General features: G+C 47.2%; 27 protein-coding genes. 13 read left to right on the forward strand and 14 right to left on the reverse strand.

The features are described from left to right. Positions 1-41 precede the first annotated feature (41 nt). The 6 genes from QM717_RS05500 to QM717_RS05525 all read right to left on the reverse strand — a co-directional run bounded on the left by QM717_RS05500 (position 42) and on the right by QM717_RS05525 (position 4,642). Positions 42-1,121 (reverse strand): alpha/beta hydrolase, encoded by a 1,080-nt coding sequence (locus tag QM717_RS05500; protein ID WP_415035623.1) that lies wholly within the window; start codon positions 1,119-1,121, stop codon positions 42-44. A gap of 186 nt (positions 1,122-1,307) precedes the next feature. After that, positions 1,308-1,949 (reverse strand): alpha/beta hydrolase, encoded by a 642-nt coding sequence (locus QM717_RS05505; RefSeq protein ID WP_415035625.1) that lies wholly within the window; start codon positions 1,947-1,949, stop codon positions 1,308-1,310. Position 1,950: 1 nt separating this feature from the next. Beyond that, positions 1,951-2,889, reverse strand: coding sequence for a ring-cleaving dioxygenase (locus QM717_RS05510; protein WP_415035627.1), 939 nt, complete (start codon positions 2,887-2,889; stop codon positions 1,951-1,953). A gap of 135 nt (positions 2,890-3,024) precedes the next feature. Continuing rightward, complete coding sequence (locus tag QM717_RS05515; RefSeq protein ID WP_415035629.1) at positions 3,025-3,714, reverse strand: hydrolase; 690 nt, start codon at positions 3,712-3,714, stop codon at positions 3,025-3,027. A 201-nt stretch (positions 3,715-3,915) separates the two neighbouring features. Then, complete coding sequence (locus tag QM717_RS05520; RefSeq protein ID WP_415035631.1) at positions 3,916-4,191, reverse strand: hypothetical protein; 276 nt, start codon at positions 4,189-4,191, stop codon at positions 3,916-3,918. A gap of 100 nt (positions 4,192-4,291) precedes the next feature. Beyond that, positions 4,292-4,642, reverse strand: coding sequence for a winged helix-turn-helix transcriptional regulator (locus QM717_RS05525; protein ID WP_415035633.1), 351 nt, complete (start codon positions 4,640-4,642; stop codon positions 4,292-4,294). Between the two features lie 106 nt (positions 4,643-4,748). Between QM717_RS05525 and QM717_RS05530 the strand changes: the two genes are divergently transcribed. The 11 genes from QM717_RS05530 to QM717_RS05580 all read left to right on the forward strand — a co-directional run bounded on the left by QM717_RS05530 (position 4,749) and on the right by QM717_RS05580 (position 14,927). Then, positions 4,749-5,348 (forward strand): FMN-dependent NADH-azoreductase, encoded by a 600-nt coding sequence (locus QM717_RS05530; protein WP_415035635.1) that lies wholly within the window; start codon positions 4,749-4,751, stop codon positions 5,346-5,348. Positions 5,349-5,807: 459 nt separating this feature from the next. Then, positions 5,808-6,506 carry a response regulator gene (locus QM717_RS05535; RefSeq protein ID WP_415035637.1) on the forward strand — a complete coding sequence of 233 codons (699 nt, stop codon included), beginning with the start codon at positions 5,808-5,810 and terminating at the stop codon, positions 6,504-6,506. 77 nt (positions 6,507-6,583) lie between these two features. Continuing rightward, entirely contained in the window at positions 6,584-10,069 is a 3,486-nt protein-coding gene (locus tag QM717_RS05540; protein ID WP_415035639.1) for a hypothetical protein, read from the forward strand. Positions 10,070-10,191: 122 nt separating this feature from the next. After that, positions 10,192-11,289: a hypothetical protein gene (locus QM717_RS05545; protein WP_415035641.1), complete on the forward strand. Its 1,098-nt coding sequence runs from the start codon at positions 10,192-10,194 to the stop codon at positions 11,287-11,289. Next, entirely contained in the window at positions 11,243-12,310 is a 1,068-nt protein-coding gene (locus QM717_RS05550) for a hypothetical protein (protein WP_415035643.1), read from the forward strand. Before QM717_RS05545 ends, QM717_RS05550 begins: the two co-directional genes overlap by 47 nt. Position 12,311: 1 nt before the next feature. Beyond that, positions 12,312-12,791, forward strand: a complete 480-nt coding sequence (locus tag QM717_RS05555) for a hypothetical protein (RefSeq protein ID WP_415035645.1) — start codon at positions 12,312-12,314, stop codon at positions 12,789-12,791. Positions 12,792-12,812: 21 nt separating this feature from the next. Next, complete coding sequence (locus tag QM717_RS05560) at positions 12,813-13,157, forward strand: hypothetical protein (protein WP_415035647.1); 345 nt, start codon at positions 12,813-12,815, stop codon at positions 13,155-13,157. A gap of 41 nt (positions 13,158-13,198) precedes the next feature. Further along, a complete protein-coding gene (locus QM717_RS05565; RefSeq protein ID WP_415035649.1) occupies positions 13,199-13,684 on the forward strand; it encodes a hypothetical protein in 486 nt (161 codons plus the stop codon). A 22-nt stretch (positions 13,685-13,706) separates the two neighbouring features. Then, positions 13,707-14,039, forward strand: a complete 333-nt coding sequence (locus QM717_RS05570) for a hypothetical protein (protein WP_415035651.1) — start codon at positions 13,707-13,709, stop codon at positions 14,037-14,039. Positions 14,040-14,093: 54 nt separating this feature from the next. Continuing rightward, on the forward strand, positions 14,094-14,564 hold the full coding sequence (locus QM717_RS05575; protein WP_415035653.1) for a hypothetical protein: 471 nt from the start codon (positions 14,094-14,096) through the stop codon (positions 14,562-14,564). Positions 14,565-14,579: 15 nt separating this feature from the next. After that, complete coding sequence (locus QM717_RS05580; protein ID WP_415035655.1) at positions 14,580-14,927, forward strand: hypothetical protein; 348 nt, start codon at positions 14,580-14,582, stop codon at positions 14,925-14,927. 23 nt (positions 14,928-14,950) lie between these two features. Here QM717_RS05580 and QM717_RS05585 read toward each other — a convergent pair whose 3' ends face one another. The 4 genes from QM717_RS05585 to QM717_RS05600 form a co-directional block, all read right to left on the reverse strand. Next, complete coding sequence (locus QM717_RS05585; protein ID WP_415035657.1) at positions 14,951-15,466, reverse strand: SRPBCC family protein; 516 nt, start codon at positions 15,464-15,466, stop codon at positions 14,951-14,953. A gap of 104 nt (positions 15,467-15,570) precedes the next feature. Continuing rightward, positions 15,571-16,926, reverse strand: a complete 1,356-nt coding sequence (locus QM717_RS05590) for a PQQ-dependent sugar dehydrogenase (protein ID WP_415035659.1) — start codon at positions 16,924-16,926, stop codon at positions 15,571-15,573. Between the two features lie 91 nt (positions 16,927-17,017). Beyond that, complete coding sequence (locus QM717_RS05595; protein WP_415035661.1) at positions 17,018-17,416, reverse strand: DUF4348 domain-containing protein; 399 nt, start codon at positions 17,414-17,416, stop codon at positions 17,018-17,020. A gap of 1 nt (position 17,417) precedes the next feature. Beyond that, positions 17,418-17,816 carry an energy transducer TonB gene (locus QM717_RS05600; RefSeq protein WP_415035663.1) on the reverse strand — a complete coding sequence of 133 codons (399 nt, stop codon included), beginning with the start codon at positions 17,814-17,816 and terminating at the stop codon, positions 17,418-17,420. Between the two features lie 93 nt (positions 17,817-17,909). On the opposite strand from QM717_RS05600, the gene QM717_RS05605 reads away from it, so the two are divergent. Beyond that, a complete protein-coding gene (locus QM717_RS05605; protein WP_415035665.1) occupies positions 17,910-18,212 on the forward strand; it encodes a hypothetical protein in 303 nt (100 codons plus the stop codon). A 56-nt stretch (positions 18,213-18,268) separates the two neighbouring features. Here the strand turns inward: QM717_RS05605 and QM717_RS05610 are convergent, their stop codons facing one another. From QM717_RS05610 to QM717_RS05620, 3 genes are read right to left on the reverse strand one after another with little or no spacing between them, the layout of a single operon-like run. Beyond that, a complete protein-coding gene (locus QM717_RS05610; RefSeq protein ID WP_415035667.1) occupies positions 18,269-18,769 on the reverse strand; it encodes a hypothetical protein in 501 nt (166 codons plus the stop codon). A gap of 13 nt (positions 18,770-18,782) precedes the next feature. Next, a complete protein-coding gene (locus QM717_RS05615; protein ID WP_415035669.1) occupies positions 18,783-19,328 on the reverse strand; it encodes a hypothetical protein in 546 nt (181 codons plus the stop codon). Position 19,329: 1 nt separating this feature from the next. After that, positions 19,330-19,698, reverse strand: a complete 369-nt coding sequence (locus tag QM717_RS05620) for a hypothetical protein (protein WP_415035671.1) — start codon at positions 19,696-19,698, stop codon at positions 19,330-19,332. 434 nt (positions 19,699-20,132) lie between these two features. Here QM717_RS05620 and QM717_RS05625 point away from each other — a divergent pair, with 434 nt between their 5' ends. Beyond that, on the forward strand, positions 20,133-23,132 hold the full coding sequence (locus QM717_RS05625) for a COR domain-containing protein (RefSeq protein WP_415035673.1): 3,000 nt from the start codon (positions 20,133-20,135) through the stop codon (positions 23,130-23,132). Here QM717_RS05625 and QM717_RS05630 read toward each other — a convergent pair. Next, entirely contained in the window at positions 23,077-23,898 is an 822-nt protein-coding gene (locus QM717_RS05630) for a hypothetical protein (protein ID WP_415035675.1), read from the reverse strand. The two genes, QM717_RS05625 and QM717_RS05630, sit on opposite strands and share 56 nt — an antisense overlap. Positions 23,899-23,901: the final 3 nt, after the last annotated feature.

Consider the following 23,901-nt stretch of genomic DNA (forward strand, 5'->3'; position numbering starts at 1 on the left):
CGACACCATGACCTCACCAGCAGTGCCGCGCCGGAGTCAATTTATTTAAGGTTTTTCTGCAAGGCTGCGCCTGCGTGTTCGAAAAGGGCTTTGGTCGTCGGTAAATTGGCCAGTGCATTGAGCAATCCGAAATCATGGATCATGCTGTTGTAGCGTACGGTAGTTGCGTCTACGCCCGCTTCGTCGAGCAATCGCCCGAAGGTTTCGCCTTCGTCGCGCAGGATGTCATTTTCGGCGACCTGGATCAAAGTGGGCGGGAAGCCCTTGAGCTGCTCTTTGGTCGCGCTGACCAATGAGATGTGGGCATCCTTGCGCGCTTTCTCGTCGGTGGTGTATTGGTCGAACATCCATTTCATCACCGGTGCGGTCAGGAATCGGTCGTTGGCGTATTTGGCGTAGGATTCGGTATTGAAACCCGTATCGGTCACTGGCCAGAACAACAGCAGCATCTTGAGGTCGGGGCCGTTCTTTTCCTTGGTCATCATCGTCACGGCGGCGGCCATGTTCCCGCCGGCGCTGTTGCCCACCATGGCGAGCTTGCTTGGGTCGACATTGATTTCATCGCCATGTTCCGAAACCCATTTCGTGGCGGCGTAGATTTCATTCAAGGCTTGCGGATATTGGGCCTCGGGCGATGGGGTGTAATTGACAAATACGGCGGTAAATCCAGAAGCCACAACCAAATCCCGCACAAAGCGTTGGTGGGTCGGGTAATCGCCGAGTATCCAACCGCCACCGTGGATGAACATAAAGGCCGGCAGTTTTCCCGATTTTCCGGCAGGACGCGAGATGTTGAGTTTGATCGTATGTCCGTCGGCGGTGATGGTTTTTTCGGACTCCTCGATGCCCGAAAGATCGACTTTCATCGCGGCCTGCGCCCCGACGAGTACATTTCGCGCTTCTTCTTTCGACAATTCATTGAGCGGTTTGCCCCCCGAGGTATTGAGGACTTTGAGGAACGCCTTGGTTCCCTGGTCGATGTGCGTATCGGTCGCGTAATCGGCAACCGCAGTAGTTGGTGTTGTAGTAACTTCAGTCATAATTTTGGCTTTGTTGTCGCAGCCGGCCCCTACCAGAAGTAGCAGCGCGATGGCGGCAGGTTTAAAAATAAAGGTTCTCATGATTCGTAATTTTTTAAGGTCACCCACCGAAAGCCAAAGTTTGTGCCGCATCGGCCAAGCCTTATCCTGCTTGACTTGGCCTGAAATGGCATTGGTGCCAACTCGCCGAATGTCGCTAAACGAAAAAAAAATCCTGAAATATCGCGGGGACATTTCAGGATCCAAAAAGAGAAACGAGGATTATAATCAAGCAGAATGTTTGCTCAAATAGGCTTGGCGGTACCAGGTCACGGCTTCATCGAGGTCGGCCGAAGTCAGGTTGTGCCCGGCGTTGGCTTCGAAATGCGTGACGTTGAACTTGTTTTCTTCGAGCACCTTGACGTAATTCTCGGTGTCGATGCGGTTCACGGTCGGGTCGTTTTTGCCCGAGGCAATCAGCACCGGAACATGGTTGCCGCTGAGCCTGATTTCTGAATAGCGGAACGGTTGCATCGGTCGGAGCAATATCGCACCGGCCAGGAAATCGGGTTGCAGGAACAACGAGGCACCGGCAATATTGGCCCCATTCGAATAACCGAGCGCGATGATTTTGGTCACATCGAATTTTTTCTTGGCGGCCAATTCCTTGAGGAAATGGATCATTTCACGGGTACGGAATTCAAGGTCCTTCTCGTCGAAAATCCCCATGCCGATGCGTCGGAAAAAGCGCGGCATGCCGTTTTCGGAAATGTTGCCGCGCAGGCTCAACACGTTAAGGTCTTTGCCAAAGTGCTGTGCAATCGGGATCAAATCGTGTTCGTCGCCGCCGGTCCCGTGGAGCAGCAGCAGTGTGTAGGCATCCGGATTGCCCGAAGCCTCATAAATGTATTTTAAAGGTTGAAATTCCATATTAATTTATTTTTACAAGATTAGCTTCAATGTCTTCGCGGATCGATTCGTATCGCGGTGGCAATTTCAATCCTTTTCCGAGGTTTTCCAAAGTTTCGTCAACCGTAAAACCGGGATTGTCGGTGGCGATTTCAAACAATACGCCGCCCGGTTCGCGGAAATACAGCGAGTGGAAATACTGGCGGTCGATCTGTGGCGTGATGCTCAGGCCGTAGTTTTCGATTTTTTCGCGGAAATGCATCAGCACTTCGTCGTTCGGTACGCGGAAAGCCACGTGGTGAACTGATCCATTGGCTACATGGCCGTGTTTTTCATCGGGCAATTCGACCAGGTCGACTATCGCGGCGCCTTCGACTTCGGAAGTGGCATAACGGTAACGGTTGACTTCCTGTTCCATTAACTGGTAACCGAAAATTTCGGTCAAAATGGCCGCAGTCGGTTTGATGTTTTTGAGCGTCAAGGTAATGTTGTGGAATCCTTTGGTCGCCACATCGGCCTTGACTTCATCGGTTTCCCAAGCCTTGCGGTTATCGGGTGTTTTGGATTCGATGAGTTCCAGTTTCAAACCGTCCGGATCGAGAAAGGTCAAGTACCGTTCACCGAATTTGACCGATGGTTTGTTGTAGATGACGTTGTATTTTTCGAAGCGTTCGATCCAAAATTCAAGACTGCCCTGCGGAACGGAATAACCAATTTCGGTGGCCATGCCCGAACCTTTTCGGCCTTGCTGCAAACCGGCGCCCCATGGGAAAAAAGTCAGGATGGTACCTGCGCTTCCCACTTCGTCACCGAAATAGAAATGATAGGTTCCCGGATCGTCAAAATTGACCGTTTTCTTGATGAAACGTAAGCCGAGTACTTTTGAATAAAAATCGAAGTTGCGTTTGGCATCGCCGGCGATGGCTGTGATGTGGTGGATGCCTAAAATTTTATTTTCCATTTGAATATAAGTGTTGGTTTTTGATGAGGTAAAATTACTGCCGTTCAATTCGTTGCGCATTGAACTAGAACAAGAAATGGAGGCATCCCATTATTGCCGTTGTTAGCCGTCAAAAAAATGTCAGGCCGGTCTTGTTTAATGCTTGAGCATGTTTCGCGCGTACTGTACCCCAATACCATAAGCGCCGCCGTATTTCTGGATCAGGTCGTTGACCGGTTTGTAGGTGCCGCTGCGTGCCCAGTCGCGTTGCAGTTCGAGCAGGTATTGTACCGATGTAATAGGAACGGCCCCGGCGTGTACCATACGCAGCACGGCCATTTCATGTGCTTCTTTCGATACATCGCCGCTGGCATCGGTGATCACGTAAACGGTATAGCCTTCACTGATGGCAGACAATACCGGCCCGACGATACAAACGCTGGTCCACAGGCCGCCCATGACGATGGTTTTCTTTCCCTTGGCGACGATTGCTTTGTGCGCGTTGACATCTTCCCAGGTATTCATGGTCGTACGGTCGATGAAGTTCGAGGTTTCCTTGGGATAGACTTCGAGGATCTCGGGAAACACCGGACCGCTGAATGAATTCTCGGCCACGGTGGTCACAACGGTCGGTATGTTGAAGATTTTTGAGGCATGGGCGACGATCGCGGCATTGTTGCGCAGTTGGTCTACGGGAATGCTCTGCACAGGGAAAGCCATCTGGCCTTCATAATCGATCAATACCAGACTGTGGTTGGTGGGATTGAGCAACGACGGACTCGGTTTTTGGGCGTAAGCCACAAGCGAAGCCATCGCAAGGACGGCAAAGAGGATTGTTCTTTTCATGATTTCTGCTTTTTAAGATTACAAATTGGTGTTTGGTTTGGGAATGCCAAGCCCATGCCAATTGCGGCAGACCTATAAAAAGTGGACGTTTGGCCATTTACGATTTTGGGAAATAGCTAAATATCGTCAATCTGGAGGGGAATGATTTGAAATATCGTTTTTGGACGCCTTGACCGAGTTGGGAAAAGGCAGGTTGTCGATTTAATTTTTAAGCCGTGCCAATTTTAAAATATCAACCAGACAGATGATCAAGAAAAGGAAGAAGAAGATGACGGCAAGCGGGATGGTCAGCAAAAATAACCAACCCAATCCGCCCCAGATGCAATTTCCCTCATGGCAAGGCTCGTTGGTCAGGAATTCGGTAATCCGGGACATCACCATGCTGACCAGTATCGGACTGATGCCGAAAAGCGCAATGATCACGATGCCCAGCGGGAGTTTTATGAGCAGGTCTTTTTTGGATTTGATCAAGATCATCAAATGGCGTTTTGTTGCATCTAAGATAACAAAAAACGACACAATGATGTTTAATCTGTTTAAAATTAGAAAATTAGCCTCATTCGATGGATGAATTTGCCTATCGCTCGGCGCGTATTTTTTCGCGGTGCATTTCTCCCCAGGCGCTCAATGAAGCCAGCACATCTTCGAGCGTGTCGCTGTACCCGGTCAATTCATATTCGACAATTACAGGTGTTCCGGTTTGGACATTTCTTCGGATGAATCCGTTCAGTTCTAGGTCTTTGAGTTCGCTCGAAAGCACCTTGGCCGAAATCCCGACAATGGTGCGTTGCAATTCATTGAAACGTTTGTGGCCTTCCTTGATGGCGATGATGATGCGCAGTTTCCACTTGCCGCCGATGACATACATGGCGTCGCCCACGGCATTGAGCTTCCTCTCGCAGGTGGCGTTGTCTATTTTTTCTTTCATGGGATTGGAGGTGTTTACCAAAAGGTAACTACTTACCTTTTGTATACTACTAACTTTTTAAAAGCAAAGGTAAGTAATTTTGTGTAGTAATTTAATACAACATACAATGAAGAATATATTGCACATTATTTCGAGCCCGCGTGGCGATGCCTCTTACAGTATCAGGCTTGGCAACGCCATCATCGACAAAATCACCAGCCTGCATCCGGGAAGTACCGTCAAGGTGCGCAACGTGGCCCAGCAAAACCTGCCGCATTTGTCGGCTTCACACCTCGATTCCTTTTTCACCCCAAAGGAACAATGGACCGATTCGCACGCCTCGACCATCCGTGAATCCGAGGAAGCGGTGGCCGAAATCCAACAGGCAGACATCATCGTGATCGGCGTTCCATTGTATAACTTTGGTATGCCATCGGCCTTGAAGGCTTGGATCGATCACATTGTGCGCTCGGGCGTCACTTTCCGATATACCGCCAATGGAGTAGAAGGTTTGCTCAAGGACAAGAAAGTATATGTGGCGCTCGCCTCGGGTGGGATTTATTCGCACGGACCGATGCAATTCATGGATTCGGTGAGCCCTTACCTCAAGAATGTTTTCAACTTTATTGGCGTCACCGATTTCGAAATCGTACGCGCCGAAGGAACCTCGATGGCCGACCATATGGGCACTGCACTCGAGAAAGGTATCAGCAGTATAGCCGTTTGATTGAAATTTCAGGGAGTTGAAAAAGGGGTGTTGAAGCCCCTTTTTTTATTCCAATCAGTTGTAAAAGCAATGCACGCCAATGGGAGGCTGGTTCTTGGGTGCCTTTTCCCAAACGCTTACACTAAAATTACCAATTCTAGGTTCGGAAGAAAATTGCGGTAATATTGGTTAAGTGGAGGATTGGGTCGGGTAAAAAAGCGTAAGACTGTTATTCAGATACAAAGCAACAAAAATAAAGCACCGTCATAATTTTTTTAGTATGGTGCCGTTATGTTGAAATATTATTTACTTTTTCGGATCGTGTAATTCACAACACGATTTCTTTTCAAGGTCATTTAATAAGGGCGATTGGCCAGAATCTGTCCATATTTATTTGATGCCGGAACCGTTTGCCTATAAAAGAGCACGTCGGCATCAGTGAGTTTATAGATAGAGGTTTAACAAAAAAAGCAAGCGCCCATGCTGACTGTCGCCGTTGTGGATGACCACAATCTGTTTCGCAAAAGCCTGATCATGTTGATGGGTACCTTCAAAGGAGTTGAGGTGGTACTCGAAGCGGAAAATGGCAAAAAATTATTGGAAATACTTCCCAACAAAAATCCGGATATTATTTTACTCGACATTGAAATGCCGGAAATGGATGGATTCTCGACCTGTTGCAAACTCAGGCAAGAATTCCCGGAGCAGAAGATTCTCATCGTATCTGAACACCAGAACAACGCAACGTTCAAAAAGATAATCGAAGCAGGTGCCCACGGTTATTTTAGTAAAAAATCGGAGCCCAAGCAACTCGAGCATGCCATTTGGAGCATCGTACAAAAGGGCTATTATTTTGATCCCGAAATGGGTGTAGCCCTGCGCGATTTATTGGTCTGGGATCGCAAGAATGCCCAAAAGCAATTGTGCTGTGGAACACCGTTGACCAAGCGCGAAATTGAGATCATCAAAATGGCCGGTCAAGAAAAAAGCAGCAATGAGATAGCTGCCTTGCTTTTCATCAATGTGCGTACCGTTGAAACACATCGCCAAAGAATCATGAAAAAGACCAACTCTAGAAATTTTTTCGGTTCGATTTTGTATGCCCTCAAAAACAGATACCTTATGATTGAAGACTTGATGCAATTGCTTTTGTTGCTGTCCTGTAGTATTTCTACGTAACGCAAAAGCAGTGGTTTTACTTATTGTTTGCCAGTGGATTGCTGCACTAATTTTAGTGTAATTAAAATGGTAAATTTATGAGCAGTCCAAAAAACCAAACGACGTTATTTCGCTTTCAAACCTTAAGAAGTCCCGAATTAACAGACAAACAAAACCAGGACATCCGGTTTGTGTTTCATCCCTACAATCCCGACGATGAGGAATCGTTGACCGGGATTTTTATCGAAGCGGTTAATACCAAGCCGCCAACCCAACCCGTATGGACGGCCTTGGTGGGCGCGATCGATGATTTCGTGGCCTTCCAATCGTCCAAAGAACTCGAAGATTTCAATGATACGTTCAATACCAAGGCGGTGTGGCTTTCCAGGAACAGGTCCAAATTCACCCCACAGCAAATCCTTGAGAAACTCGAACCGGTCGATCCGTTGAGCGACACCGAAGAAATCTTGATTTGGGACAACCTCTTTTATCAGATCGTTACCCAGAAATCGTTTTACGTCAAGGAACTGATTCTGGAATGGCTGGTGCTCCAGAACACCTTAAAGAAACTACTCAATTATCCACTTCCTGCAGACAAGGAAAGCGTGATCATGTCATTGGTCAATGCCAAGGTCATCCTTCCGATGTCGCTCTTTGGGGATGATTTTGGGCTGGGCGAGGGTGGACTCTTGGCCAAAGCGCCTGAGGAGGATGCAGAATTCCACGACTCGGCAAAACTAGACGCGGTTTACAATGCCTTTAAGGCCAAACGAAACGTTTCTAAAATAGAGGAATGTCTGCGTGAAATTCAAAAGATCGAGAAAAAATACAAAGTCGAAAACGGCAAAAAGTACGACAAAAATTACAATATTTTTCTGGAAGAACAGCAGGTGCTGATGGCGGCATACGATCTGGATTACTTTGAGACGGCCCACGAAATGTGCGCGGCAAAACCTCCGGAAGGCACTCCTGATTTTTGTAAAAAACCTTACGTAATCCCGCCAAATTTACCGGTTTTTGTATTCGAACCGCTACACATACCGACGTATATAAAAGAGAAAATGCCCAAGAGATTGTACAAGGTGCTCGATGAACTTTTCGATCATGATCCCGAATCGTTCACCGAATATTATGAGACACTTGAAGAAGCCATGCAAGACAACAACAAGCTCATCGCCAATACGCAAACCTTTACTTCCAAAACCATCATGGCTGTAGGGGGTGTGGTCATTCCGGTCAACGAATGGGAAAAAGTGGGCAAGATTCCTTTCAAACTCTGCATCAACATCGTCGATGATGAACGATTTTATCCTTACATGACCATTGTGCTGCCCGAAAATTATGAGATTGCATCCTGCAGCTATGTCGTATTTTTTAACGATGGTTCCTCCACGCCGGTCAATACCTACATTCAGACCCACCAGTTTTTGGGCTCGGTACAGATTGAATTGCTGTTCGGAAATCCGCACGGCCTGCCCAATTCGGTTTCCGAAGACATGAAAGAGATTTCAGGAACGATTACCTTTACCAATGGTGTGGTCAAAACGTTTGGCGTCAAGAACCCACATCCAGAAACCAATCCTTGCATCGGGAATTACCTGGGCGATAAATCGGCCGAACCAGGAGACGAAACCAGCGCCGATTTGGATGCCTTTGTACCCAAAGGGTTTGGTTTCCGTCAGCTTGGTGTTTCAGATTATAAAAAGGTCGTACAGGAAATTTGCTGTTACCGTGCCGGTGAAGTAGCCCATATCGAAAACATCATGGCACGCGAGTTCAAGGAGAAAAGTACCGAGAAGATCACCACCGAGGAAACCACTACCTTTGAGGCTGAAGACATAGAAACAGAATCGTTGTCTGACATCAGTTCGACCCAACGGTTTGAGATGCAAACTGAAATTGCCAAAATCCTGCAGGAACAGCAACAGTTCGAAGCCCATGCCAGTGTACACGCCTCGTTGGGCGCCGGTACCACACTCGACGCAGGGGGCAGTTATGCCTCGAATGTATCCAAGGAGGAAAGCAATAGACAGGCCGTGACGCAGGCCAAGGAAATCACCGAGCGCGCCACAGAAAGAATTGTTTCCCGTATCCGTAGGGAAAAAACCGTCCGGGTTACAGAAACATTCAAAGATACGAACCGCCACATCTTTGACAACCGCCAAGGCGATGAGCACGTTTCGGGGGTGTACCGTTTTATCAATGCGATTTACAAAAATCAGGTTTACAACTACGGAAAGCGACTGATGTACGAATTCATGATTCCGCAACCCAGCAAGCTCCATCGATTGGGCAAAGGCGCAAGCAGTTCGGACATCAACGCACAGATATTGAGTATCCCGCTCGATCCACGCACCAACGGATTGCCCGATTTTAATGCAGTAAATGGCGGAAATTATATGGAGTATGCCTCCCGTTATTCTGCCGAGGTCAATATTTATCCGACCGCTTTTATTTACATTAACAAGACTTTTTCGGGTGGTGTAGAAGTGTTTTGGGATCCTAAAAGAGGAGGGGCGGTCAAGGAAGATTTCAACCTCAAAATCCCGGAAGGATACGAGACGGTACACGCCAAAATGGATGCCTCAAGGGATTTTGACAATACCTTCTACCGTTCTTTTGGCGTGAGTGTGGGCAACATCAAGTCTTGGATGGACGGCAATTCGAGGACCAAAAGGTTCAATACGGAAAAACCAGACAACCCGATACTCGATAATTTCAGGGAAACCATCTCATTGAGTTTGCAATCGCTCAACAATATTGGTTACAATGTAGCCATTTCAATCAAATGCCAGTTGACCAACGAAGGGCTTGTCAAATGGAAAAAGGAAACTTTCGAGGCCATTCTCGAAGGTTATGAGCAACAGATGGACGAATACAACCAGAAATTGGCAGAGATCAAGGCCAACGGTGTGCGTATACTCGATTCCAATCCATTGTTCTACCGTCAGATCGAACAACTGGTATTGCGCAAAAATTGTATTTCCTATTTGATCGACGATACCAATACCAATTCAAAGAGAAGGTTTGGCCGACTGATGTACAACCAAGGTGCTACTTTTGGCAACCATCAGGTTAACGTGGACAAGGACATGGACAATTATGGCAGCTTTGCCAAATTCATGGAGCAGGCTTTCGAATGGAACAACATCAGTTACAATTTCTATCCGTTCTATTGGGGCAACCGTACCGATTGGGGCGAACTCTATCAGTATGAAAGCAACGATGCCATCTTCAGGAGTTTCATGCAAGCCGGTATGGCGCGCGTCGTGGTTACCGTAAGACCAGGCTTTGAAGATGCGGTCATGCACTACATGACTTTTGGACAAATCTGGAATGGTGGCAGGCTGCCGATACTCGGGGATCCGCTTTACCTTTCTATTGTCGACGAGCTCAGGGAACAAGAATACGTGATTGAGGAAACCTGGGAAAGCGTATTGCCGACCAACCTGATCGCGATCCAGAGCAGTGGCGTGTCGCTGGCTGGGGAAGGACTGCCTTGCTCGCCCGATTGCGAAGAAGAAGGTGAAGAAAACCCAATCGGAAACAGTACCGCCAAACTTCCGAAACCTCCAGTGGAATAGCAGGAAAAATAAAAGGAAAGTCCAAGACCGTTTGGCTTTCCTTTTTATACGGCCGCAAAAATTTCTGGCACTGCGGCCGTATGCTTATTTATTATTTTCTAAATGCATTAAAAAGATAATGTATGACATTAGCAGACAAACTGGCGAAGTCTCCTGCGCCTGCCTATCCCCATTACTTATACGATACCGAAATGTCGAGCTATACGCTGGGCGCTTTGGCGGCCAATAAATTTGGCAATTTCAGGGAAGCGAAAATCCAAAGTAATTTTACCGTTTATGCGGGCGGGCCCGGATTCAACGAGGCAGAAACCGAGCAATACATTAAAAATGAGTTTTCCGCCATCTTATTCGAAGACAAAAACAACAACCGTCATTATGACGCCGAGTATGATAAAAAAATAGCCGACCTGCGGTTGTTTATCTCGCACGACGGCAAGTACCTCGAGGAAATGCACAAAAAGACCATCGTTCGCGACGACGAGATGGCCATTTTCCTGGAAATGCCCGATGGCGATGTGTTTTCGAACCAGGTATTGTATGTCAAGGCCGGAAAGAATACCGTCCAATATGTGCTCGGAGTACTCAAAACAGAATGGGTAAGTGAAAAATTTGCACTGAGCAAAGTACAGGTTTTGAAGTTGCTGGGTTCTATGTCCACGGGAAAATACCTCCTCGAGGAAATCGTGGCCATGGTCATGCGGGCTCCGGGTTATTTAATCGATAAAGCAGGCGAAAATTTGGTGGTGCCCGCCGCAAAATTATTGGCCGAATTTCTGGAGAAAAATGTCCGCTTAAGTGAAATGGCATGGAATTCCGAAGCCGAAGGCTATGTGTTTGGCAAATCAGAGGACAAAGTGATTGCGTTTTTCAATGACATGGCCCAATCACTCGAGCAATTTATAAAGGACAACAAGAAGATACCCGATGGCGTCAAAAATATCATTGCGTTCGCCCAAAAAATTTTTACGGGTCTTTTGGATTTTATTGAGGAGAACAAACAAGTCCTTGAGGGCATATGGGCGTACATGTGTGGTCTTATCAATGGGGTCATCGATCTCATAGTAGGTATTGTCAATCTGGTCGAACTTCTTTTCGAAAGGCGTCAAGGCACACCAAACTTACCGCAAAGACGAAGCCTATTACAACCGCATCTTCAGGGAGAGCATCGACAACATGATCCACTACATCGCCAAACTCGATTGGGGCGAAATCATCAGTAAAAGCTTCGAGTCGATACAGGAACTGTATTTTTATCTGACGTTCATGCTGCCCAAGGAAATCTTCGAAAAGGTGCAGAACATGAACAGCAGCGTGGTATGCTATTACTTCGGCTATCTGGTCATCAACATCCTCGAATTCCTCATCCCGCCGATCAAACTGGCCAAAGTCGCCAAAGTCGCCAAACTCGATCGGGTGGCCGTTTTTTTCGAAGAAGTTTCGGCCGTGGGCCAAAAGGCATCCAAGGCGGCCAAGAAGACGGCCTCGGAAATGGTCGATCTCTTTTTCGCGAGCCTCAAAAAAATGGAGGAATTGTTCGAAAGCGGCACTGAATCTGTCCGTAAAGCCATTGATGATATGGTACAAAAAATCGTCAAATGGTTGGAGGAAACTTTTGGGATTGGGCGGAAATCAGGAAGTCCTCAATACGCAGCACTCCGCAAAAAATACGGTAAATTAGTTGCCAAAGGAAAAGCTAAAATCAAAAAGGATTTCGATATTGATATTCAAAAAATATTGGATGAAGTAGAAAGTGAAGCGGTTCTGAAGGAAGCAATAGAAAAATATAAAGCTTATAAAGCTAAAAAAATTGGAAAAAAACTCTCTGAAAAAGTATATATTAAAAGATACATTCAACTGGTAAAGAATAAAAAAGTCGGTAAATTAGCAGAAGCGAAAATAATAAAACACTTAAAAGGGAAAATTGAACGACCCGTTGAAGGCATAACATTGACATCTATTGGGCCTGATGGGGAAATAATTTACGACTTGCGTTATCCTGATAATTTTCTAAACGGACTGATGCGGGAAGTAAAATCGGGTCCCATTACGATGAATTATATGAAACAAATCGATTTGGATATTGAAATTTTAAAGGCAGAAATAAAGTATAAAGGGTTTTCAACAAAAAAAATCGAATGGCATGCCTTTAATGGTATAGAAGAAATCGTATTGGATCAAATTCAAGCTAAGCTAAAGGCAAATGGAATACCTTTAAAAAAATTCCAGGTAATTTTATATTAATATGAAGAAGCCACTCCAACAAGTACAAAAGGAATACGAAGATTTCATCAACCATCTTCCCGACTACATTAACCAATTGAAGTCCTATTTTAAGACCGATACTTTCCATTACGGACTGAGTGAGATTGAACAGGTTGAAAAATTCCTTAAAAAGCACAAAAAAAAATCCGCATCGTTGGGACTCACGCCTGAACAATTGGATACGATGGTTGTGGCCTATCTTGGAGTTGCTTGGCTGTGGCATTTTGGCGGACAGTGGTTCATGGTAAAGCATCAATCTGCCTCTGAATACGGAGTGCCGCTTCTTGCAGGATTTGGTGGAAAGGAATATAGGGGAGTGGCCATCAATCCGTCCGGATGGGTCAGTATGTCCAGGGAAAACCAATTGGACAAACCCATCAGTGCCATCTACAAGAACTATATTTGGTTTTTCGAGAATCATCCGCAATATCCGTTGGAGCCCATACGAAATATTCAATAAAACTGTAAAAAGAACAAGCTTATGAGCGATTTTGGTACAATCATTTCAGCCATAAAAAAAGACGAGGCTGATTTCTCGGAAGAAGAGATTGCAGGGCTTTCGGAAAAACTGGCGGCCATCATTGGAGACGATATGTATACCGATACGATGGGAGAACCTTTCTCTGCCAATTTCAACAGAACTTCGAAAAGTTCCCTGGTTATTGTTCAGTTGAGCGAACATTATTATGGAGGTGATCCTATTGAGGACAAAGAACTTCTTGAATTCGTTGAAGATACTGAACTGGAATTGGCACAAGAAATAGTGGAAGCGCTGAGTGAAGCCTTCCCCGAAATCACCTTCACCGCCGAAACCACCGAGTGGTAATTTTAGATTGACTGCCAGATAATTTTTGGTGCAATAAACCCATGGAACAACCCAAAGAAAAAGCAACCAAGCAACAAATCGAGGCATATTATGCCCATTTTCTTTCCCATATCCAAAATAACCTGGCCAAGGCCAAGGCCATGCTCGGTAAACAGACGCTTGATTATTCCATAGCCGAGATCGACCAGATCGGCAAGAATTACCGCGACTACGTAAAGAAGAAAAAAGTCAAGGGCGACTGGCACGACGAGCAGTTCGAAATGTTCGTGACCTACTGTGGGGAAGCCTGGATGCGTTACTTAGGGGGCAACTGGAAAATCTGCCTGCAGAAAGCCGACCGCGATTACGGTTTCCCGATCATAGTGCAGTGGGGGCCGCCGGAATACCCGTGGACTAGTGTCTGTCCCAAAGATTGGGCCCGCAACATCGAATCGGGCGATAAAGATCCGTTGAGCCTGCCGTGGCGCAACAAACTGAATTATTTCAAGGTTTCGGACGAATGGGGCGGTAAATGCAGAAAAGATTAATACAACCTATAAAATTGAAAACATGAGTGATTTTGGATCCATGATAACCTTTGCCAAAAAGGAAGGCGAATTGACCGATGACGACAAGGAGCAGATTGTCGGGGCGCTTGAACAAGCAATCGTTCCTTCCGAATTTCCTTCGAACATCACAGGCGGCAACTTCCGGAAGCTCCGTTCATTGGGCGACAATGTCTATTGTGTGCTGATCACGGAATATTACGACGATGAGGACGTCGATGAAATGCGCGATGACATAGAGGCGGACGATTTGCAGGAATGCGAACGCATCATCAAAAAACTCGAATTGAGCCTGGGGTTTGTCTTTGAGATGGAAGCAAAGTTTGAGGATTGGTGATACGGGCTTTTTCTTTGTACATTGTTTAAAACCAATGACTCTTTTTCGAAGGCGATGAAAAAACTACCCCAACTCAAAGAAGAATACCAACAATTCCTCGACAATATCCCGCAGTATATTTCAGAGGTCAAGACCATACTGGGCAAGGATACGCTCAGCTATTCGTCCGACGAAGTCAACGAGGTGCAATTCTATTACCACCGCAACTACGCCAAACTCGACGAAATTGGGCTCGACGATTTGCGCAAAAGGGTCAAGGCTTATTTCGGGACGGCCTGGCTTTGGCATTTTGGCGGCAAATGGCGGCTCGAAACCCACAAGGGATATGACACTTACGGAGCCATCTGCATCGAGGAATACGGCGGAACCAATTATCCTTGGGTGGCAATGGATATTCAACACTGGCTCAACGCGGTCGAAAGAGGTGATCTCATGGAGAATCTTGGCGATTCGTTTGCCAGACAACAGCGCTACCAAAACTTAAGTCCGGAATATGTACTGACGCCGGTCAGAAATATCCAATAACTTAAAACAAAGCAGATGAGCGATTTTGGAAGTTTGATTGCGGCAACAAAAGACAATGGGGAAGATTTTTCTCAAGAGGAAATAACCGAATTGTCCTCGAATCTGAAAATGATACTCGACGGCAAATATTCCAACAGCCTCGGCAAGGATTTCAACCATGAGTTTGATTGTGCCTATGGGGAGGACCTGAGCGAACTGGTGGTCCTGATGAGCGAATACTATTACGGAGGCAACCCACAGGACGACAAGGAATTGTTCGGTTTTGTCCATGCGGATGAAGCAAAACAGCTTGTGTCGATTGCCAAGAAATTAAACGAAGCCTTCCCCGAAATCACTTTCACCGCCGAAACCACCGAGTGGTAAGATACAAAAAACGCATCCCCGGTTTACAACTGCTTCCCGTTGCCATCTTTCGCAAGCAATTCATCAAGATTGCCCAATCCCATCGTAAAACCTTCCTGAAACCCCATTTTTAGGGTGCTCTCGAGATCATCGGGTTGGTCGAAAGTGATGTGGATGTCAACAAGTGTAGAATCTGAAGTTTTAGAAAAACGGACTTTCCAATTCATGCGCGGCATACCGGGATTGATGTTTCCCTGGCTGTCGGTAAACGCATCTTCGCCTTCAAAAAACTGATGCGGTTCGATTTTTTTGTAATCGGCGATGCTCCAATGTTCTTCGCCTTCGGGGCCTACCATCGCATAGAGCCAGCGGCCGCCTTCGGTAAAATCCATCGATTTGGTCTGGGCCTTCCAGGGTTTGGGCGCCCACCATTGGTCGAGCCATTGGCTTTGGGTCCATGCCGACCATACCGTGGCGAGCGGTGCGTCGAATTCCTTTTTTACATGGACGCTGTTGCTTGATTGGTCTATGGAAAAATCCATGGTCAGGTTGCTTTTCATCGTCTTCGATTTTAAGTTGGACTTTATTTTCCTTCGAAGCTACGCATTGCCAAAAAGCAATGTCTTATGGAATTTCGGGAAATTCTTGCGAAGTAAACAGCAAGTTATTTGACCAGGATTTTCTTTTGGCCGATTATTTTCTGATTGCTGTCCAACAACTGCAATACATACATGCCCGCAGCCAGTTGATCCACATCGACCGTGTCCGTATACTGGCCGAGATAGACTTGTCTGCCGTTTGCATCGACAATCGAAATATGGCCGGCACTTGGGGCCGAATCGATGTGCAGCAAATGGTCTGAAGGAACCGGATACACTACCGTTTGATTCGAATCATATTGCGTTACGCCCAAGGCATCGGGGTTTTTGAGTTCGATGATGCGGTCGTCTGCCGCAATCGGGCTGCCCGCATAATCGCGGTTCGAGCAACACAAGAACACACGCCCGTCGGGAAGCACCAGTACATCGCGCAACCTTCCGTAGGTGTTGGCCAGGTAAATGTTTTGTTGGACCACCTGCGTACCTTCCTCGTTGAGCTTGAGCTGGATCAACTGTTTGCCTTTCAAAACGGCCACCAGCAAAGAATTGTTCCATTCCGGGATGGCCGGGTTCTGGTAATAATCGATACCCGCCGGGGCAATCGACGGCGACCAGGACCAGATCGGTTCGGCTACGTTGTTCTCGGCACAAAAGGTCAGTTCGGCAGCCGTATTGCAGACGCCTTCCACCGTCGGCCAGCCGTAATTGCGGTTGGTTTCGATGATGTTGACCTCGTCATTGTTGCTCGTGCCGTGTTCCGAACTGTACAGTCGGCCATTGGCATAGCACATGCCCTGTGGATTGCGGTGCCCCCAGGACCAGATGTAGCTGCCCGTGATCGGGTTGTCGACAGGAATGCTGCCGTCGAGGTTCAATCGCAACACCTTGCCGTTGATCGAGCTTAAATTCTGTGCCACGGCCGGTGTGTTGTAGGTGTCCCCGAGACAGATGAACAGTTTGTCGTCCAAAATGACCATGCGGGAACCATTGTGGGAAATCCCGGCAGGAATGCTCCCGAGGATGATCGTGGGATTGACCAGGGTATTGTTGGCCGCATCATATTCGTAGCGCACAATTTTGGAAGTCGTATTCGTATACGCATAATGCACATACAGATAATGATTCGCATTGAAATCGGGATGCAGCACGATCGAGTGCAAGCCCACGCTGAAACCGAAAAGCGCGACATCGCCAATGGCAAAGACCTGCTGTACCTGGAATGTATCTGGATGCATGCGCTTGATGTTGCCCTGCAATTCGGTAAACCAGATCCAACCGTCGGGTCCATAGGTCATGTCCCAGGGCACGTTGAGGTTCGAGGCGACCACCGTATTCTGCAAGATCGTCGTACCGAGATTGATTTGGGCGTAGGAAGTATGGAAAAAGAAGGGGATTAAAAAAAGAAGTACAGCTTTTTTCATGGGTTTCGTTTTTAAATGATTGACAATCAAACACAAACGAATGTACTAAAAAATGATTGATTTACAACATCTTGATTTAACATCCAATCGATCAATCCGATAAATCGGTCCAGCCGACCAATTTCCATTGGCCGTTTTTCTTTTCAAAAAACACATCGGTATGGATGCCATTGTCAACCCCGCGTATCTGAATCGTGGCCTTGCGGTCGTTGAGGAGGACTTGCTGCGTGTAGGAATCGTTCCAACTCAGGTCGATGGATTGGTAATCGGCTTCTGTGATGAACTTCTTTGAAAGCTGGTCGCTGTTTTCGGTTTCCGCTTGCATGGTCACCAAAGGAAAAACCACGCGGCTTTTCTGGAAGACGGTGTCGGTATTGAAATGCAGCAGGAAAGCATTGAATGGCTCATCGATTTTTTTGGGCGCAATCCTTTTGTCCTTGCATTGGCAGAAAAAGATGGGCAGGGCCAAAAGGAACAGGATCTTTTTCATGTCATTGGGCGGTCATGACATTCAATGGAAAATGGTAACGTACCCGGACCGGAATCCCGTTTTTCTGGCCGGGCTTCCACCGGTCAAATTTCCGGAGTATTTCGAGCAGTTGTGTACCGGTATTGAAACCAACATCCTGTACGATCTGGTAATCGGAAACGCTGCCGTCTTTTTCAACGACAAAAGATACGATGACCTTGCCGTTGAGCCCTTGCTCGTCGGGCAATTGGTAATGTTTCATGATGTAGGAATTCATTTTGTCTTTGCCGCCGATAGCTTCGGGTTTGAGGTCTACCTCTTTGTCGCTGTAGATCGAATCGGTCGTGGTTTGAATGGACAAATCCTGCGAAAAGAGATTTTGGGAAAAGACAGCGAAAGGCACAAGGATCAATTGTTTCATGGTTTGGGTTTGTTTGCTGCAAGATAGAGATTTTTTGGAATGGTCGATCAGGCTGCTGTTTCTTTGCAAAATGGTATCTTGGCTAAAAAAAGAATGAAGAATTCGAGCAAAGGGTTCCGGTTTGCCCTGATGGCATTGGCATTGTTTGTCTGCGCTTTCGTTTTTCAAATGTCGATGTTCCACTCGGGATCGGCTACGGCATCTTCGATTTTTACCGTGGCGCTTATCGTTGTGGCCGTACTTTCCAATGTCGGATTGGTGTATTCGATCAAGGAAATCCGCAAGGCCAGAAGTGTAAAAACCATCATCGGATTGCTCGTGAATCTTGCTTTTTTGTTCTTGTACGGACTTATTATTGCGGCCAACATCGCCGATTTGTTGCGCGCGTTCCAATAAAAAAAGCGTACCGCCGAAACGATACGCCTTTCAACATAACCCTATTGCTAAAAGGTTTAGTAAATCACGATGGTGTAGAACCACACATTCGGTGCGGGGTTGTCTTCCACATAATCAGCCTGCCACCCGCCCGGCTGCAAGGGAACAACCGGACTTGTGACACTGATGGATTTGTAAGCCGAACCTACATAGAAAAACAGTTCCTTGAATACCTGGCTGGTTGCCAAAGGCCAGGCCGCGGTGCTCGCCATGTTGGTTCCCGGGCTCGGCGATGTCAACCGTTCCCAGGTAGGGATGACGGGGGAACTCGAAGGCGAATACAATGGAAAGCGGTACAGGTTGGCCGTGTTCACCAATGTATAGCTTCCGCCCGGCGGGATGCTGATCAGGCCCGAAGGTTTGCTGTGGAATTCCGGATAAACCGTTGCCCCGGATGGTTTGGTCGCAATATCGGCCAATTGTACCGTCTGCGAGGTAAAGTTGTACACTTCAAAGGTTTTCTGTGCGAACTGTGGCATACTGCACAACAGCATCGCAAGCAAAAGTATTTTTTTCATAAGTATATTGGGGTTAAATGTCAGTAAAAACGATGGTGCTGAAATACAAGGATGGGGAAACGAAATCGCCCGAATAATCCACCTGCCATTGGTTGGCCGTATTGATCAACGGATTGGCCGTTACCCAAAAGCTCGGTTCGCCAATGTTGCCGCTGCCGGCCATGCCATTGTTCATGTAAAAGCTGATGTAGTCGAAGTATTGCCCATTGCCCAAAGGCCAGACTGCCGTACTGAGCATATTCGACCACGGAGCCGGTGCGCCCGGACTGGCCGGTGCGGTGACCCTACGCCAATTGGTGATGTAGGTCGGAGAACCCGGCGAATGGAATGGGAAACGGTAGGCGTTGGCCGTATTTTCCAAGATGTAGCTGTCACCCGGGGCAATGTAGATGGGCGAGGGCGCCACACTGGCACACCAAGGATAAGTCCCCGAGGCAGGTTTGGTCACCACCATGGACAACGAAACGGTCTTGCTCGAGAAGTTATAGATCTCGACGGTCTTTTGCGCATAACCGCCAATGGCCAACAGCAAGGCTAAAAGGGAGAATAACTTTTTCATCCTATTGGTTTTGTGCACGGTATTGCTCCGTCAGTTTTTTAGAATAGGCGCGCATCGTGGCCCGTACGAGTTCATCGGTGGTTTGTTCTTTCGAAGCGGTCTCGTTTTCCCCGATGGAGCCCAGCAAGGCTTTGGCTTGGCGAGCGATTTGTTCGTCTGCCGCTGCCCTGGAAGTCGTTCCAACGTTTTCACGCTTGGCCTGCATCCAATCTTTGAGGCTGCTTTCGAAGTCGAGCATTTCGGTGGTTTTGGCCAATTCGACCGTCCTGGCGTTTTCCTGTTGCTGTACGGCTTTGTCTTCGCTGCTGCACGAAGTCAGTGTGATGGCGAGCGTGAGCATACCCGCAATCAGAAGTTGTGTTTTTCTCATTGTGTTAGATTTTTACCTGCATCACTGCAGGAATGGTTAAGTCGGTTTGATTTGATTTTTCTCCGTTTGCGCGGACGGAAAACATTTTTGTTAGATATATCTTACACGAAGTAACAAAAAGGCGAAAGCCATTCAACGTTATTTTTTTGTAATCGACGAACGTCTGTGGATTTTAACAAGAAGTGATGTAAAAACGCAAGTGACCTTAAAAAAAGGAGCAGTTGGTCGGTATTGGACGAGATACTGAAACCCTGTTGCGCACAGATTGGGGTTGCGCTTTTATGACAGTTTGCGTTGGCAGACAAGACTTTGCCAAGTACGGCATGCCACACTGCGATTAATTTGAATGCAATCGCGAAAAGTTGCCATTTTTTTGTTAAGATTGTAAAGCGCATGCCTTTAGGGCTATTGTCCAAACCAATACCAATTTTTCCATGACAGTTGATGAAGCAGTTATCCGATACCTCCAGAATAAATATGGAATAGAACTCAAGTCAGTAGGCGGCTATAAATTTGAGCTGATCAATGAAACGGGATTCAAACGCAACGACAATGGACGCATTTGTGCATTGGGATTGCAACGTGAAAAAAAACTCGATGTTCATTTTTCGGATTTTTTCAGGGAATTGGAATATTTGGAAGATTTGAATCTCGATTTCAATTCTTTGACCGATTTGGGTTTTCTGGCCACCATTCCGCAGTTAAAAAGCCTAAGTATCAGGGAAAACTTAGGAATCAACGACTATACGCCGATTTCGGGTTTGACCGAATTGACGATACTCACGCTGTCCGGGAAGAACATCAAGAACCTGGATTTCCTGGCGGGGCTCCAAAAACTGGAAACCCTGTGGCTGAAAGACATCTCTGCAACTGACCTTTCTCCCATTGCCGGATTGGAACGACTCGATACGTTGATCCTCGAGGATACGCAAATCGAAGACATTTCGGTTTTTGAAGGGCTCGATTCGCTGCGGCGGCTTAAATTTCACAGTGACCGCATCACCAATATCAATGCGTTGAAACACCTCACGAATCTGCGGGAACTCATCCTCAAAGGAGCGCTTATCAAAGACATTGGCGTCTTGGGCGATTTTTCAAGTTTGCAGGAACTTCAGATTAAAAGAACTGCTGTATCTGATGTATCGGCTTTGCAAAGCCTTGCCAACCTGCGGTCGATTGCCTTGATCAACAATGCGATAGAGGAATTGCCTTCGTGGATTTTCTCGCTCAATGTCTACGAAGATATTCCGGTCAGTTGGACCGACACGCCCATGAAGTATGGTTTTGCCATTATGGATGACAACCTCAAAAGGCCCCCGATGAATATCATTAGGGGTGGTTTGTCTACCATCAAAGACTATTTCAAGCAAATCGAGCAAGGCAGTGGCGAGACCCAAAAATTGTATGAAGCCAAATTGCTGGTCATCGGCCAAGGCGGAAGCGGCAAAACGAGTTTTGTGCGGAAGGTGCAGGATGCGCATGCCAAAATGCCCGAGCAGCAAGACACGACTTTTGGAATCGATATCGGGAGCTGGCGATTTGAAATCGAGGAACAAGCCGGAAAGAAATCCTTGTTCAGGGTCAATTTCTGGGACTTCGGCGGACAGAAAATATACCAGGGCACGCACCAGATTTTCTTTACCGACAAATCCTTTTATGTACTCCTGGCCGATACGCGCGAAGAAAAAACAGATTTTTCCTATTGGCTCAACACGGTGGAACAATTGGGAGGAGACGGCAGCATGGTCGCGATTGTCATCAATGAGATGTATGGTCGCGAATCCAAATTTGATGAACCGGGCTATCGCGGCCATTTTGGCAAGCTGATCAAAAATGTATCGGCCCTTGACCTGAGCAACGATGTCCCGAAAATAAAACAACTGCAGAACGAGATCAAGATGCATTTGGCGGAACTGCCCGGCATAGGCGATGAATTGCCATCCGAATGGGTGGCCATCCGGGAGCATTTGCTTTCTATTGATAAAAATTTCATTTCATTCGACGCGTTCCGGGAAATCTGCAAAGACCATGGCGTGCGTGAAAACGGGATGATGGCCAGGCTCAGCGATTATTTCAACCGGATTGGGGTATTTACCCATTTCATCGATGACGCGTTGTTGCAGGAACGCATCTATCTCAACTCCAACTGGCTCGTGAAAATCGTCTATGAAGTGCTCGACAATCCAACGGCCATTGACCGCAAAGGGCGCATCAGCGATGAAGACATCCGCAAAATATGGGGCAGGAGCGACCTGCAATACGAAGCCAACAAGCTTTCGAGACTCATGCACAAATTTGGATTGATGTACCACATACGCGGCAAGGACAGTTATGTGATCCCCGAACACCTGCCTACGGTAATGCCTTACGAAAAGTGGCCTTACCACGACCAAAAGGACATCCTGCAATTTATCTATGAATTCGACCAGTACATGCCGCGCGGCATCATGTCACGGCTCATTGTCGCGTTGCACCACCACATTGACGACCACGATCTGGTATGGCACCGCGGTTTCAATATCCAATCCAATGGGGCGCATGCCGAGATTGTGGAAAGCTATGGAAGCAGCAACCAGTTCCTGATCCGCATCACCGGAAAGAACAAGATCGAATTGCTGTCCATCATCCGGGAACGATTTGCCGAAGTCCTAGCGCCATTCCATAGGCTCAAGTACATACAATATGTGCCGTGCATCTGTAACTATTGCAAGGCGAGCGACAAACCGGCATTCCACGATTACAACCGATTGCTCAAGTTCAGGGCCAATGGGAACGGTTCGCAGTGCAATGCCACCGGCGACACGATTCCGGCCGAACTGCTGCTCAAGATGATGGAATACCCCAAGAGGGAAGAAGGCAAACCCGGGACCAATCTTCGGTTGTTTTTGGCTTCTTCACGCGAGCTGCAGCAGGAAAGGGAAGCATTCCGCCAATTCATCAGTGTGGAGAACGACATCAGCCAACGCAATGAAAATCCCGAGGACCGCGTCTATGTAGAGATCGTACAGTGGGAGTTTTTCCTCGATGAAATCTCCGAAAACGGCAAACAAGCCGAATACAACGACAAGATCCGGGAATCGGATATGGCGGTTTGCCTATTTTTTACCGAAGCGGGCCGGTATACCGAAGCCGAATTCGATACCGCCTATGACCATTTCAAGGCTTACACCAAACCCCGCATCTGGACCTATTTCAAGAATGCGCTGATCAACACGGCAGACATTACGGCCAATATCAATTCGTTGCTGCGCTTCAAGGAAAAGCTAAAGAGCCTGGAGCATTACTATACCAGCTATACGTCTACACCTGATCTGCACCTGAAATTCAAAAGACAACTCGATGCCTTTGTCAAGGAGCACAGGGACAACCAGAAGAAAGTCATTGAAAAAGACCCCGAGGCCAAGAAAGATCCTTCTTCGCAGGATGGGCAGTAAGCCAATCGGCCTTGCAACCGAAAGATAAAATCGAGATTTTCAATCGTTCATTCTGCGGATCAATTGCCAGGCCAAGGCCACGACCACAATCATCACATAAATCACCCATTTGCGCCGCGGTGTATCTTCTTTCGAGCCCATTGACCGGAAGCTCCAGAAATTCATATACCTTGAATGGGGTGTTTTCGAGCAAATCTTCGCCTTCGGCTTCATCAAGCCGGACGCCCAGCCGTCTTTTGGCCACGGTAAACGTGAAATCTTCCATGAGTTGGTCCTCGGTCAAGGTGTCGTCATCGTCTTGCCAAACCCATTCACCGTCCTGTTGGGTAGCATTTTGATAGAGTTGGTTTTCTTCGGCCAATGGCACGCCCCATTCTTTTTTGAAACCTTCACCGACAATCTTAAGCCGTTGCCTGTCTCCGTTTTGGATCAGCGAATAGCCATGGAAATTGGAAGTGCTGTAGCAGGCGACCGTCAGGATTTCGGCATCCGGAAATAACTGGGTAAGGTTTTGCTCATATTTTGCAAGTTTGAGCCCGTCTGTCTTCTCCAGACCGCGGTTTGTCAGTTGGTGTCCGTCGCTGATGATGATGTTGTCACGATGGTAGCCGATGGCAAAAGTGTTTTTTTCGGGATGGAGCGTTTCTTCAAAAGTCGCTTCCCTTTTATAGACGAGGTTGTCGAAACCCAAGGCTTCGATGAGCGCATTGTCGTTGGTGAAATGATGCTTGTTTTCGATAATGATCAGTGAGGTTTTCCATCCCATGGG

Origin of the sequence: Flavobacterium sp. (assembly GCF_047602195.1) — a bacterium.
Taxonomy (GTDB): Bacteria; Bacteroidota; Bacteroidia; order Flavobacteriales; family Flavobacteriaceae; genus Flavobacterium.

Coding starts and splice junctions, on each gene's coding strand:
- QM717_RS05625 (WP_415035673.1), top strand. CDS start 20,133: ATGACAGTTGATGAAGCAGTTATCCGATACCTCCAGAATAAATATGGA.
- QM717_RS05530 (WP_415035635.1), top strand. CDS start 4,749: ATGAAGAATATATTGCACATTATTTCGAGCCCGCGTGGCGATGCCTCT.
- QM717_RS05520 (WP_415035631.1), bottom strand. CDS start 4,191: ATGATCTTGATCAAATCCAAAAAAGACCTGCTCATAAAACTCCCGCTG.
- QM717_RS05525 (WP_415035633.1), bottom strand. CDS start 4,642: ATGAAAGAAAAAATAGACAACGCCACCTGCGAGAGGAAGCTCAATGCC.
- QM717_RS05595 (WP_415035661.1), bottom strand. CDS start 17,416: ATGAAAAAGATCCTGTTCCTTTTGGCCCTGCCCATCTTTTTCTGCCAA.
- QM717_RS05535 (WP_415035637.1), top strand. CDS start 5,808: ATGCTGACTGTCGCCGTTGTGGATGACCACAATCTGTTTCGCAAAAGC.
- QM717_RS05580 (WP_415035655.1), top strand. CDS start 14,580: ATGAGCGATTTTGGAAGTTTGATTGCGGCAACAAAAGACAATGGGGAA.
- QM717_RS05500 (WP_415035623.1), bottom strand. CDS start 1,121: ATGAGAACCTTTATTTTTAAACCTGCCGCCATCGCGCTGCTACTTCTG.
- QM717_RS05575 (WP_415035653.1), top strand. CDS start 14,094: ATGAAAAAACTACCCCAACTCAAAGAAGAATACCAACAATTCCTCGAC.
- QM717_RS05600 (WP_415035663.1), bottom strand. CDS start 17,816: ATGAAACAATTGATCCTTGTGCCTTTCGCTGTCTTTTCCCAAAATCTC.
- QM717_RS05545 (WP_415035641.1), top strand. CDS start 10,192: ATGACATTAGCAGACAAACTGGCGAAGTCTCCTGCGCCTGCCTATCCC.
- QM717_RS05550 (WP_415035643.1), top strand. CDS start 11,243: ATGATCCACTACATCGCCAAACTCGATTGGGGCGAAATCATCAGTAAA.
- QM717_RS05615 (WP_415035669.1), bottom strand. CDS start 19,328: ATGAAAAAGTTATTCTCCCTTTTAGCCTTGCTGTTGGCCATTGGCGGT.
- QM717_RS05560 (WP_415035647.1), top strand. CDS start 12,813: ATGAGCGATTTTGGTACAATCATTTCAGCCATAAAAAAAGACGAGGCT.
- QM717_RS05565 (WP_415035649.1), top strand. CDS start 13,199: ATGGAACAACCCAAAGAAAAAGCAACCAAGCAACAAATCGAGGCATAT.
- QM717_RS05605 (WP_415035665.1), top strand. CDS start 17,910: ATGAAGAATTCGAGCAAAGGGTTCCGGTTTGCCCTGATGGCATTGGCA.
- QM717_RS05540 (WP_415035639.1), top strand. CDS start 6,584: ATGAGCAGTCCAAAAAACCAAACGACGTTATTTCGCTTTCAAACCTTA.
- QM717_RS05515 (WP_415035629.1), bottom strand. CDS start 3,714: ATGAAAAGAACAATCCTCTTTGCCGTCCTTGCGATGGCTTCGCTTGTG.
- QM717_RS05620 (WP_415035671.1), bottom strand. CDS start 19,698: ATGAGAAAAACACAACTTCTGATTGCGGGTATGCTCACGCTCGCCATC.
- QM717_RS05555 (WP_415035645.1), top strand. CDS start 12,312: ATGAAGAAGCCACTCCAACAAGTACAAAAGGAATACGAAGATTTCATC.
- QM717_RS05505 (WP_415035625.1), bottom strand. CDS start 1,949: ATGGAATTTCAACCTTTAAAATACATTTATGAGGCTTCGGGCAATCCG.
- QM717_RS05510 (WP_415035627.1), bottom strand. CDS start 2,889: ATGGAAAATAAAATTTTAGGCATCCACCACATCACAGCCATCGCCGGC.
- QM717_RS05570 (WP_415035651.1), top strand. CDS start 13,707: ATGAGTGATTTTGGATCCATGATAACCTTTGCCAAAAAGGAAGGCGAA.
- QM717_RS05585 (WP_415035657.1), bottom strand. CDS start 15,466: ATGAAAAGCAACCTGACCATGGATTTTTCCATAGACCAATCAAGCAAC.
- QM717_RS05590 (WP_415035659.1), bottom strand. CDS start 16,926: ATGAAAAAAGCTGTACTTCTTTTTTTAATCCCCTTCTTTTTCCATACT.
- QM717_RS05610 (WP_415035667.1), bottom strand. CDS start 18,769: ATGAAAAAAATACTTTTGCTTGCGATGCTGTTGTGCAGTATGCCACAG.
- QM717_RS05630 (WP_415035675.1), bottom strand. CDS start 23,898: ATGGGATGGAAAACCTCACTGATCATTATCGAAAACAAGCATCATTTC.